This window comes from Streptomyces sp. NPDC037203 (genome assembly GCF_055605065.1).
This window is the reverse complement of record NZ_JBVJUC010000002.1, coordinates 81,703-93,634: the sequence shown is the minus strand read 5'-3', so window position 1 is coordinate 93,634 and position 11,932 is coordinate 81,703. Positions and strand designations below refer to the sequence as shown.

Below are 11,932 nucleotides of genomic sequence, written 5' to 3'. Positions count from 1 at the left end.
ACCCCCTCCTCCCCCCCTCCCCCCCCCCCACCCTCCCCCCCCCCCCCCCCCCCCCCCCCTCCTCTCCCCCCCCCCCCCCCCCCCCCCCCCCCCCCCCGGTCCAGGGGGTGCCGGAAGCCGGCCCGGTAGGCCACGTGGTAGTCGGTCCAGGTCGGCTCGACCACCGCCACCGCCAGCGCCTCGGTGCCGTCGACCAGCGTGAGGTGCGCCGTCGCCCCGATCTCCTCCGCCAGCGACCGCAGCGCCGGCAGCGCGGCCTCCCTGACCAGCGGATGCACCTGGCGTCCGAGCCCCAGCACCCCGAGCCCGACACGGGCCCGGCCACCCAGATCACGTCGTACCAGAGCGTGCTGCTCCAGCGTGGCGAGCAGCCGGTACACCACGGTCCGGTTCACGCCCAGTTTGTTGGCCAGCTCGCTGACGGTGAGCCCGTGGTCGGTGTCGGCGAGCAGCTTGAGGACACGCAGTCCCCGGTCGAGCGTCTGAGAGGTCTCCGCGGTCACGACCCCCACTCCTTCGGCGGGTAGGCCGGCGAGCCCCCGAGCGGGAGATGCGTCACCGAGTCCCGTCGGCGACGCGCTCCAGAGGCCGCCGATCGGCAGGACGGCCCGGCGGCTCCGGACCCTGTCGCTTTCACGGCTGCGCTCCGCGGCGGCGCTGCCACGGGGCGTTGCGTAGCGGGACAGTAGCGAAGCGGGTTCGCTGAGCGGAAGTCTTGGTCCAGAATCCGGGCAACCGTGCGGACGAACTGAAGGTATACGTCCGGATACGTACGGCAGCGGACCGGGTGCCGGTCGCGTCACCGCATCCGGGTGGCCCACTCCTGCACCTTGGCGATCCGCTGCTTCAGCTGTCCCGCCGTCGCCTCCGCGCTCGGCGGGCCGCCGCACAGCCGGCGCAGCTCGGTGTGGATCACCCCGTGCGGCTTGCCGCTCTGGTGGACGTAGGCGCTGACCAGGGTGTTGAGCCGCTTGCGCAGCTCCATCATCTCCTTGTGGGAGACGACGGGACGCCGCTCGGCGGGCAGTTCGAGCAGGTCGGCCTCGGTGTCCGGCTTCTTCTTGCTGTGCGCGATCTGCCGGGCCTGCCGCTTCTGCAGCAGCATCTGCACCTGGTCGGGCTCCAGCAGTCCGGGGATGCCGAGGTAGTCCTGCTCCTCCTCGCTGCCCGGATGCGCCTGCATGCCGAACTCGGCGCCGTCGTAGAGCACCCGGTCGAAGACGGCCTCGGACTCCAGCGCCTCGAAGGAGAACTGCTCCTGCTCGCCGGTGTCCTCGTCCTGCTCCTTGTTCGCCTCCTCCATCTCCTTCTCGGATTCGGCGTACGGGTCCTCCTCGCCCTCCTTCTTCGGCTTGTCGAGGGCGTGGTCCCGCTCCTTCTCCATCTCGTTGGCGAAGGTCAGCAGGTCGGGCACGGTCGGCAGGAAGACGGAGGCGGTCTCGCCGCGCCGCCGGGACCGCACGAAGCGGCCGACGGCCTGCGCGAAGAACAGCGGGGTGGAGATGGTGGTGGCGTACACGCCGACCGCGAGGCGGGGCACGTCGACGCCCTCGGACACCATGCGCACCGCGACCATCCAGCGGTCGTCGCTCGCGCTGAAGTCGTCGATGCGCTTCGATGCGCCGGCGTCGTCGGACAGGACGAGCGTGGCCTTCGTACCAGTGATCTCCCGGATCAGCTTGGCGTAGGCGCGGGCGGAGTCCTGGTCGGAGGCGATGACGAGGGCGCCGGCGTCCGGGATGGCCTTCCTGACCTCGGTGAGCCGCTGGTCGGCGGCGCGCAGCACGCTGGGCATCCACTCGCCGCGCGGGTCCAGCGCGGTGCGCCAGGCCTGGCTGACCGCGTCCTTGGTCATCGGTTCGCCGAGCCGGGCGGCGATCTCGTCGCCGGCCTTGGTGCGCCAGCGCATCTGCCCGCTGTAGGAGAGGAAGATGACCGGGCGCACGACGCCGTCGGAGAGCGCGGAGCCGTACCCGTAGGTGTAGTCGGCGGAGGAGCGGCGGATGCCCGCGTTGTCCTCCTCGTACGTCACGAACGGGATGGGGTTGGTGTCGGAACGGAAGGGCGTACCGGTCAGCGCGAGCCGCCGGGTCGCGGGCTCGAACGCCTCCAGGCACGCCTCGCCCCAGGACTTGGAGTCGCCGGCGTGGTGGATCTCGTCCAGGATCACCAGGGTCTTGCGCTGCTCGACGCGGTTGCGGTGCAGCATGGGACGTACGCCGACGCCCGCGTAGGTGACGGCGACGCCGTCGTACTCCCGGCCGAGCGGCCCGGCGCTGTACTCGGGGTCGAGCTTGATGCCGATCCGCGCCGCCGCCTCCGCCCACTGCTTCTTCAGGTGCTCGGTGGGCGCCACCACCGTCACCTGCTGCACCACGTGGTGGTGGAGCAGCCAGGAGGCCAGCGTCAGCGCGAAGGTGGTCTTGCCGGCGCCGGGGGTGGCGACGGCGAGGAAGTCACGCGGCTGCTCCTGGATGTACTTCTCCATCGCCCCCTGCTGCCAGGCACGCAGCTTGTTGGCGGTACCCCAGGGCGCGCGGCCGGGGAAGGCAGGGGAAAGGTGGTGGGAGGAAGCGGCGGTGGTAGTCACGGTCTCCGTGGTCAGGTTCAGTCGGCTACGTATGACAACCGGGCCACCCTACCGGCGCCGCCGGCCCCATCCGCCCCGAACGCCCCGGCGTCACCGCCGGGTGGGACCCACGTCACAACGCCCGCAGCCGCCCCGCGATCGCACCCACGTCGCTCCGCGTCCCCGACGCCACATCGATGACCAGCGCCTACGCCGCTGCCGGTGTCGGGCGTGCCGGGGGTGCCCGTCCGCCGAGCCTCCTCAGCAGGTCGGCGTGGGCGTGCGCCAGCCGCTCGGCGGTGCCGCGCGCGGCCGTCCTCCGCCGCCGGATAGGGCCGCCCGGTCACGACGGCGGCCACGGGTCAGCGGGCCGCCGCGGCCGTCCGGTCGCCGCCGGTACAGCGGGTCGCGACCCACACGCCCGCCAGGGCCACCACCGCCATGGCGAAGAAGACGACGGCGAAGGCGGCGGGACGGGCGGCCGAGCCGCCGCCGAGGGCCGCGAAGGCGGCGCCCGCGGCGGCCAGGAGCAGCGCGTTGGAGAGGGCGTCGGAGATCTGGAGGGCGGCGGAGTTGGCGCCGGCCTCCTCCGGGGCGGACAGGCGCAGCAGCAGCACGCTGGTGGAGGAGATCACCAGACCCATGCCGAGGCAGCCGAAGGCCCAGACGACGGCGACGATCCAGGCCGGCACGGCGGGCAGCAGCACGCTGGGCGCGGTCAGCAGCGCGCCGACGACCAGGACCATCCCGGCGGTCATCAGCCGTTCCCGGTACGGCGCGAGGCGCGGCCGGGACTGGAGCCAGGAGCCCAGTGCCCAGGTGCCGCCGCCCGCGGCCAGGGAGAGTCCGGCGAGCGTCGGCGACAGACCGCGCTGGGTGACCAGCATCAGCGGTACGAAGGACTCGGCGGCGACGAAGGACCCGGCGCACACCCCGCGCAGCAGTACGACGGAGGGCAGGCCGCGGGCGGCGCGGTAGGTGCCGCGCGGCAGCAGGCCGAGGACGGCGGGCACCAGCAGGGCGGCACCGGCCGCGCCGGGTATCAGGGAGAGGGGGCGCAGATCCTGGGCGGCGTACTGGACGAGCCCGGCGCCGAGGGCGATGCCGAGGGCGAGCCGGATGCGCCGGCGGTCGAGGGGGGCCGCGGCGGATTCCGCGTCGACCGGTCCCGACGCCCGGCGGCGTATCTGGGGCAGGGCGAGGGCGAGCGGGAGCACGACGAGGACCGGGATACCGAGGAACACCCAGCGCCAGCCGAGGTGCTCGGTGACGGCGCCGGAGGCGAGGGGGCCGACGATGGACGGTACGACCCAGCCGGCCGCGAACGCCGCCATGATCGCGGGGCGCAGCCGCTCGGGGTAGGCGCGTCCGACGACCACGTACAGGGCGACGATGACGAGCCCGCCGCCGAGGCCTTGTACGGCCCGGCCGAGGACGAACACCCACATGGTCCGGGCGGTTCCGGCGATCACCAGGCCCGCGGCGAAGGCGCCGATGCCGGTGGTCAGCGCGGCGAGCGGGCCGCGGCGATCGGCCCACTGGCCGGCCAGGACCATGCCGAAGAGGCTGGTGGTGAAGAAGCCGGAGAACGCGAAGGCGTACTGCGCCACGCCGTGCAGCTCGCGCGCCGCCACGGGCATGGCGGTGCCGACGGCGGTCGCCTCGAAGGCGATCAGGAACACGACGGACACGATGCCGACGCTCAGCGCCCGGTAGGACCGGCCGAGCACCCCGCCTTCCGGCTCGGGGCCTTCCTCCACCACGACGTCGTCGGCACGGGATCCCAGCACACTCATGCCCGCCAGGGTAAGGCCCGACCTCGCGTTTGACCCCTGTCGGAGGTCCCCTCTCCGCTGCGACCTCGGACCTACGCCCCGCCTCCCGTGAACGCCGTATGGCAGTCACATTGCATCCCCCCGGCCCCCCTTGAGCCCCGCCGCTCCCCCGCCCTACGGTCATTCCATCGACACGGCCGTGTGCCCGAGTGGTTGAGGGGCTCGCCTGCAAAGCGAGTTACGTGGGTTCGATTCCCGCCACGGCCTCCAAACGCCAGCCGACGCGTGGGGCGTGGGAACGCCTCGCGGGGGCGGCTCCCGGATTGCTCCCGCCGGGTCAGAGCGCCCCGCCCCCTTCGTCCCGGAAGGACTCCGTCCAGTAGTGCCATGCCGTGTCCGGCAGGGTGGCCGTCGGGTCGAGGGTGGTCAGGGTGTGGAGCATGGCGGCGGCCAGTTGGTCGTAGGCGGTGCTCGTCAGTTCGTGGGCGAGATGCTGGTCGATGGTGCGTTCGTGGTGGAGGAGCCAGAGGGCGAACGCGAGGGTGGAGACGTCGGTGTTGAGAGGGTGGAGCGCGGCCTCGGGGGCGGAGAAGGTCAGTACCGCGCCGGTGCGGCCGTCGACCACCAGGCTGTTGTCCTCGACCAGGCGGCCGAGGCGGATCAAGTGGTCGCTGTGAGCCGGGAGTTCGCCGGGGAGGGAGTCGTCGCCCTCCTCCGTGGCGTACTCGCGCAGGGTCGGCAGCGGGGCGTCCGGGTCGGTGAAGAAGAGGACCGCCTCCTCGGGCAGCCCGGTCTCGCGCAGGAAGCGGCGGGTCGGCTCATGGGTGAGCGTGGCCGGGAAGTCGACGTCCTCGAAGCGGGCCACCCTGCCGTGCCCGAACTCCTGGTCGAGGAGGCGCGCGGGGATGTCCAGGGTGAGACCGGACGCCGTACCGGGGCCCGCGGCCAGCGCGAGCGGGCGGATCAGGGCCGCCGCCTTCCAGTACGGCGGCACCCGGCCGTCCGTGCCCTCCGCGAAGAGGGACAGCAGCCGGCGGGATGCCTCGGCGGCCGTCCGAGGGCCGTACTGACCGGCCAGCGAGGCGAACCGGCCGCGCAGGCCCGCCAGTTCCTCGGTGACCGCGGCGAAGCGCAGCAGCGTGGCCAGCGACGGCGCGAAGGGGCGCCACGCGGCGGGGTCGCGGAGGTACGCCGTCGTGACCTCGCCCGTGTCGCCGTCCAGCAGGATCGACTCGCGCTCCATGCCGGCCGGGTTGAGCAGCTCGCCTATCACCAGCCGGTCCCGCAGCCCCTCCGCCAGGTGGAAGGGGGCGTCCGCCGCGTCCGCGAGGGTGCGCAGGCCGTGCGCGCGCAGCGGGGAGAAGGTCAGCACATCGGTGACGGCGGGCAGCCCGGCGCCCGCGAGCAGGCCGCGCGTCGCGGCATGCGTGACATGGCGGCCCAGCTCCGCCTCGGTCAGCGTGATCGCCGTCCCGGCATCCGTCGTCGTACCCATCGCTCCCCCGCGGTCTCGCCCGTGCGTGGCACAGTACGGGCGCCCGCACCGACGGCTCCCCCACCGCCGAGCACACTACGCGGCCCCACTGACAACGCCCCCGCGGTGGGAAGACGCCGGACGGGCGCGACGCGTTGCGCGGCGGCGGTCAGCGGTCGGTGACGACGGCCGCCTGGGGACGGATCGGGAGCCGGTTGACCGGGCGGCCGGTGGCCGCGCGGACGGCGGAGGCGATGGCCGCCGGAGCCGTCACCACCGGCACCGCGCTGACCGACTTGGCGCCGAACGGCGCGACGACGTCCCGCTCCTCCACCAGCTTGACGATCCGGATGTCCGGCGCGTCCAGCGCGGTCGGCAGGGCGTAGCCGGTCAGGTCGGGGTGCCGGATCAGGCCGCGCGGGGTGCGCAGGTTCTCGGTGAGCGCGATGCCCACACCCTGGGTGACGCCCGCCTCGATCCGGGCCGCGAGCTGGGCGGGGTTGAGCACCCGGCCCACGTCCTGGGCGACGGCCAGCTCCACCACCCGCACCGAGCCCAGCTCGATGTCCACGTCCACCACCGCGCGGATCGCGCAGAACGCGAGGCCCACGAACGCGTCGCCCTGCCCGGCCGCGTCCAGCGGCTCGGTGGGGTGCGGGCGGCACTGCGCGGTGGCCCACAGCTCCTTGCCGTCCAGCGCCTCGGTGACGGTGGTCGACAGCACGCCGTCGTACGACGTGATCTTGCCGTCGTCGATCTGGAGCAGCTCGGTCGACATGCCGAACTTGTGGGCCAGCGGCTGGAGGAGCTGGGTGCGGACCATCTTCGCGGCCCGTTCCACCGCGCCGCCCGACACCCAGGTGTGCCGGCCCCGGCTGCCCGGTCCGGACGGGGGCTGGTCGGTGTCGACCGGGGCGACGCGGACCTCCTCGATGCCCAGGGTCTCCTGGACGATCTGCCGGGCCAGCGTGGTGAACCCCTGGCCGGCCTCCACGGCCGCGCACAGCACGGTCGCGATGCCGTCGTGGACCTTGACCGTCGCCGTGGACACCTCGTCGGCGCCCTCCGCGCCGAGCATGTGCACCATGCCGAGGCCGTAGCCGACGCCCCGGCGCACCGCGCCCGGCTCCCCCGCGCCCTCGGGACCGCCGGGCAGCAGCCAGTCCTCCTCGGGGGTGTCCTTGGGCAGCGCCGGGAGCGGGAAGTCCCGTACGGCCTGGAGGAGTTCGGCGACGGGCGCCGGGCAGGTCACGGTCTGGCCGATGGGCAGTACGTCACCGGTGGCGAGGGCGTTGCGCAGCCGCAGTTCGGCCGGGTCCAGGTCCAGCTTCCGGGCCAGCTTGTCCATCTGCGCCTCGTAGGCGGCGCACACCTGCATCGCGCCCTCGCCGCGCACATGGCCGGAGGGCGGGTTGTTGGTGCGTACGGCCCAGCCCTCGATGAACGCGTTCGGCACGACGTACGGCCCGCACGCGAAGGAGACGGCGGCGGCCAGCGCGTCCGCGGAGGTGTCGGCGTACGCGCCCGCGTCGAGGAGGATCTGCGCCTCCACCTTCACCAGCCTGCCCTCGGCGTCCGCGTGGTGGCGGTAGCGCAGCAGGGTGGGGTGGCGGTGGACGTGGCCGAGGAAGGACTCCTCGCGGCTCGCGGTGAGCTTCACCGGAAGGCCGGTGCGCAGCGCCAGCAGGCCGAGCGGGAGCTGGAAGCTCTGGTCCTCGCGGTCTGCGGTGGCGCCGGGCACCCCGGTGACCACGATCTTCACCCGATCCGGGGACAGCCCGAAGCAGGCGGCGGCGGTGTCGCGGTCGTGATGCGGGTCGGTGGAGGCCAGGTACAGCTCCACCCCGCCGTCGGGACGCGGCACCGCGAGACCGGCCTCGGCGCCGATCGGGGCGGGGTCCTGGCGGCCGATCCGGTACAGCCCCTCGACCACGACCTCGCCGAGCGCGTCCGTGTCGCCGTGGCGCAGCGGGATGTGCCGGATCAGATTGCCGTCGGGGTGCAGGGGTTCGGCCTCGAACGCCTGCTCGGGGTCGGTCACCGGGTCGAGGATCTCGTACTCGACGATGATCGCCGCCGCGGCCATCCGCGCGGTGTCTGGGTGGTCGGCGGCGACGGCGGCGATGGGCTCGCCGTGGTGCCGTACGACCTCGGCGGCGAACACCGGCCGGTCGGGGGCGCCCCGGCCGTGGCGGGGGGTGCCCGGCACGTCCTCGTGGGTGATGACGGCGCGTACGCCGGGCATCTCGCGGGCGTGCGCGGTGTCGATGGACACGATCCGGGCGTGCGCGTGCGGGGAGCGCAGGACGGCCGCCCAGAGCAGGCCCTCGGCCCACAGGTCGGCGGCGTAGGGGAAGGTGCCCTCGGTCTTGGCGCGGGCGTCCGCGTGCGGCAGCGAGACGCCGAGGCCGTGCGGCGCCGGCTCGGGCTCGGGGGCGGGTTCCGCGGTGGCGGTGACGGTCTCGTCGCTCACGCCTGGCCTCCGTCCTGGCCGTAGTGCTGGTCGTACGGGCCGGGCGTGTCGCCGTAGCCGTCGGGGGTGGGGGGCGGTGTGTCGAACACGCCCGGCGCCTCGAACACCGACGGGCTGACGCCGCCGGCGCCGGGGCCCGCCTGGTGCGGTACGCGCGCGTCGTCGGCGGCACCGGCCGCCTCCGGCTCGGGGGCGTGCGCGGCCTCGCGCTCGGCGACGACCTCCTGGACGGCCTGGACGACGCCCCGGTAACCGGAGCAGCGGCACAGGTTGCCGCACAGGGCCTGCCGGGTCTCCAGCTCGGTCGGCGCGGGGTTGCCCTCCAGCAGGTCGTGCACGGTCATCGCCATGCCGGGCACGCAGAACCCGCACTGCACGGCGCCGCACCGGGCCAGCGCCCGCTGCACGTCGGAGGGGTGCCCGTCCTGGGCCAGCCCCTCCACGGTGCGCACCTCGGTGCCGGCGGCGGTGACCGCGGGCACCAGGCAGGAGGCCACGAGCCGCCCGTCGACCTGGACGTTGCAGGCCCCGCACTCGCCCTGGGAGCAGCCGTCCTTCGCGCCCGCGAGACCGAGCCGCTCGCGCAGCACGTACAGCAGCGACTCCCCGATCCAGGCGTCGGTGACGGGCCGGTCGGCGCCGTTGACGCGCAGGACGTAGGAGGCGAGGGGGTGGTCGTCGTGCGGCGAGAGGGGGGCGGGTTCCGGCTCCTCGGGGACTACCGTGGCGTCGGGCGCGCCGGGGGCTTCGGGTGCCTCGGGTGCTCCGGGGGTCTCGGTCCGGCCGGGCCCGGCCTCGGCGGGGCCGGACGCGTCCGGCGCGGGGACCTGCGTGTCGCCGTCGTGGGCCGGAGCGGACTCCGCGGGCCCGGCGGGCGCCGGCGCGGGCGGGTCGGACCGCTGTCCGGGGACGACGGGTGCGGCCGCGCCGGAGCGCTGCTCGGGTACGACGGGTGCCACCGGGTCGCCGGGGGGCACCGGGGTGCCGTGCGCGGGCGTGGCGGCCGGGCCGGGCTCCGCGTCCGGCGGCGTGGCGGCCTCGGGCGCGGCGGCCTGCTCCGTGTGTTCGGCGGGGCCGTCGACGGGGTGCCCGGACGTCGCGGCCGGATCGGCCGGTCCGTGCTCCTCCGGCCCGACGGGGACCCCGGCGGGCGGCGTACGGTGCTCCGCCCCGGCGTCGGCTCGGGGGTGATCCTGGGCGGGGTACGACGGCTCGGCGGCCGGCGTGGGGAGGTGAGCGGAGTCGTGGCCCGCAGGCCCGTGCGGACCGGGCGCGTACCCGGCCTGCGGCACCTGTCCGTGCGCGGCGTCGGGGTGCACCGGCTGCCCGTGCCCGGCCCGGCCGAGCTGGTCCTCTATCCGCTGGTCCTGCCCGTGCGCGGCGTGCTCCTGCGCCCCGGCGCCGTCCGGCCCCTGGACGCCCGCGCCGTCCGCCTGACCGGGCCGCTCGTACCCGCCCTGCTCGTACACGTCCCGAGCGTCCGCGCCCTGCGTGTGTCCAGCGGGCCCGTGCGCGTCCGGCGCCGCCCCCGCCCGATCCGAGCCGCCCTGCTCGTACCCGTCGCGCCCCAGCGTGTCGTACGCGCCCGGCACGGGCCCGGTCTGCTCCGGCGTGCGAACGGCCTGCTCGTGCGCGCCCGGTACGGGACCGGCGTGTCCGTGAGCGTCCTGCCCGTACGCGGCGGCGTCCTGCCACTCCCCCGCGGCCTGCTCGGGGTCCGCGTGCTCGTACCCGCCCTGCCCGGCCCCGGACTGCTCGTAGGCGGCCTGAGCGCGGGCCTGGCGGCGTGCCCGCGCGCTGCCGACGACGTCTCCCTGCGCCGTGCCCTCCGCGGGCCCGGCGGCGAAGTCCGCGCCGCCCTGGTCGTACGCCTCGGCGGCCTCGGTGCCGTACGTCTCGTGCCCGAACCCCTCGCCGGACCCGTACGTGTCCGGGCCGTGCGGGGCCTCGCCCTGGTCGCCCCAGGGCCGGCCGGCGTCGGTGGCCCAGGGCGCGGGCGCGCCGCCGGGAAGCGTGGCGGGCGGGGTGCCGCCCCACTGCTCCACCAGGGACGAGGTCGTGAACTCGCCGGATTCGTCCGGCAGTTCACCGCCGGCGACCGGGATGGACCACTGCCCGGTGACGTCATGGCCGGGCGCGGCGGGCGCCGGGGGCTCCTCGAAGTTCCAGTGCTGGGTGGCCGCGGGGTCGTACGTGAAGCGGTCGCCGCCCTGCGTCGCCCCCTGTCCGGCGCTCGGGTCGGCCCACTGGCCGCCGCTCTGACCGCCGTCGGGGTCGGGCCACTGCGCTGCGCTCGGCGGCGCGGGCCAGCCGCCCTGACCGCCCTCGGCCGGGGCGCCCGGAATGCGCGGCGGCACATAGCCGTGGCCCGGCGCGGCCAGCGGGCTGTCGCCGGACAGCAGGGCGTCTATGCCCCCCTCGGGGAGCTTGACGAAGGCGGTGGCTCCGTCGTCGTAGTCGCCCTGGGGCAGCGGGTTCCAGCGGCCGCCGCCCTCGGGCGTGCCCTCTCCGTGCCGGTCGTCGGTCACGACAGCGCCCTCCCCAGTGCTCGTCGGGCCAGCGCGGCGACGGTGCGCCGCAGGTGCAGTACGGCGGGCGGCAGCGACGGCACCGTACCGTCCGCCTCCGGCGCCGGGTCGGGGATGCAGGCCGCGGCGACGTACTCGCCGAAGGCGCCGAGCGCCTCGGGGACGAGCGCGCGGTCGTTGTCCCAGTCGATGAGCTGCGCGACCCACTGCTCGGCCTCCAGCGGCCGCAGCGGCATCGGCGCTATGGCCCCGACCGCGCAGCGCACCCCGCGCCGCGCCGGGTCGAGGACGAGGGCCACGGAGGCCAGCGCGCGGCCGGGTCCGGTGCGCCCGGTCGCCTTCAGGAAGACCTGCGGGGCGTGCAGCAGCGGCACCCGCACGAAGCCGATGAGTTCGCCGGCGCCCAGCATCTCCACGCCCGCCAGCAGATGCGAGACCGGCACCTCCCGGCGCGCCCCGCCCGGTCCCGCGACGATCAGCGTCGCCTCCAGCGCGGCGAGCACCGGCAGCGCGTCACCGGTGGGCGCGGCGGAGGCGATGTTGCCGCCCAGGGTGCCGGCGTTGCGGATGTGCGGCGGGCCCGCGGCGCGCGCGGCGGCGGCGAGCGCCGGGATGAGGGCAGCGAAGTCGGGGCGGCCCATGCGCGCGTGGGTGAGTCCTGCGCCGAGCAGCGCGTGGCCGTCCTGGTACTGCCAGCCGCGGATCTCGCTGATCCGGCCGAGGCCGACCAGGGCCGCGGGCCGCAGCTGCCCGGAGTTGACGGCGGCCATCAGGTCGGTGCCGCCCGCGACAGGGACGGCGGTGGGCATCGCGGCGAGTGCCGCCACCGCCTCGTCCAGCGTCGTGGGCAGCGTGACGGCCTGCCCCGCCTGCGGTGCGTGCGTGGTCAACCCGGCTGCCCCTTCCCGCTGTCCCACCTGGTCCCGCCTGTTGCGCCGTACGGTACGTGCTGACAGGGCGGACGTGGCAACTCTGGCACATCTTCGCAGGGCTCGAACGCGGGGGTCCGCTAGGAGGCATTCGCCCACCTCACCGGGGAGATGGTCCGTTTTCGCACTGCTTCACCGGTGCGCGTGAATTGCCACTCTTCGGTGAAGCTGACGTGGTTTTTCC

The 11,932-nt window shown here is 75.2% G+C and carries 7 protein-coding genes and 1 tRNA gene; 1 reads left to right on the top strand and 7 read right to left on the bottom strand.

Translation table 11 applies throughout. From position 1 onward, the window contains the following. The 3 genes from ACZ7EC_RS04845 to ACZ7EC_RS04835 form a co-directional block, all read right to left on the bottom strand. A partial coding sequence (locus tag ACZ7EC_RS04845) for an IclR family transcriptional regulator (protein WP_471058070.1) occupies positions 1-503 on the bottom strand: 503 nt, incomplete at its 3' end. 296 nt (positions 504-799) lie between these two features. After that, a complete protein-coding gene (locus ACZ7EC_RS04840; RefSeq protein WP_471058069.1) occupies positions 800-2,590 on the bottom strand; it encodes a DEAD/DEAH box helicase in 1,791 nt (596 codons plus the stop codon). 341 nt (positions 2,591-2,931) lie between these two features. After that, positions 2,932-4,365, bottom strand: coding sequence for an MFS transporter (locus ACZ7EC_RS04835; protein WP_471058067.1), 1,434 nt, complete (start codon positions 4,363-4,365; stop codon positions 2,932-2,934). Between the two features lie 174 nt (positions 4,366-4,539). Here ACZ7EC_RS04835 and ACZ7EC_RS04830 point away from each other — a divergent pair. Beyond that, positions 4,540-4,614 (top strand) — tRNA-Cys (locus ACZ7EC_RS04830). A 67-nt stretch (positions 4,615-4,681) separates the two neighbouring features. On the opposite strand, the gene ACZ7EC_RS04825 is transcribed toward ACZ7EC_RS04830, so the two are convergent. The 4 genes from ACZ7EC_RS04825 to ACZ7EC_RS04810 form a co-directional block, all read right to left on the bottom strand. Further along, on the bottom strand, positions 4,682-5,839 hold the full coding sequence (locus tag ACZ7EC_RS04825) for an SUKH-4 family immunity protein (RefSeq protein ID WP_471058065.1): 1,158 nt from the start codon (positions 5,837-5,839) through the stop codon (positions 4,682-4,684). Positions 5,840-5,987: 148 nt separating this feature from the next. Then, a complete protein-coding gene (locus ACZ7EC_RS04820) occupies positions 5,988-8,291 on the bottom strand; it encodes a xanthine dehydrogenase family protein molybdopterin-binding subunit (RefSeq protein WP_471058063.1) in 2,304 nt (767 codons plus the stop codon). Next, positions 8,288-10,819, bottom strand: coding sequence for a (2Fe-2S)-binding protein (locus tag ACZ7EC_RS04815; RefSeq protein ID WP_471058061.1), 2,532 nt, complete (start codon positions 10,817-10,819; stop codon positions 8,288-8,290). Before ACZ7EC_RS04815 ends, ACZ7EC_RS04820 begins: the two co-directional genes overlap by 4 nt. Then, positions 10,816-11,709, bottom strand: coding sequence for an FAD binding domain-containing protein (locus ACZ7EC_RS04810; protein ID WP_046423189.1), 894 nt, complete (start codon positions 11,707-11,709; stop codon positions 10,816-10,818). Before ACZ7EC_RS04810 ends, ACZ7EC_RS04815 begins: the two co-directional genes overlap by 4 nt. Positions 11,710-11,932 lie beyond the last annotated feature (223 nt).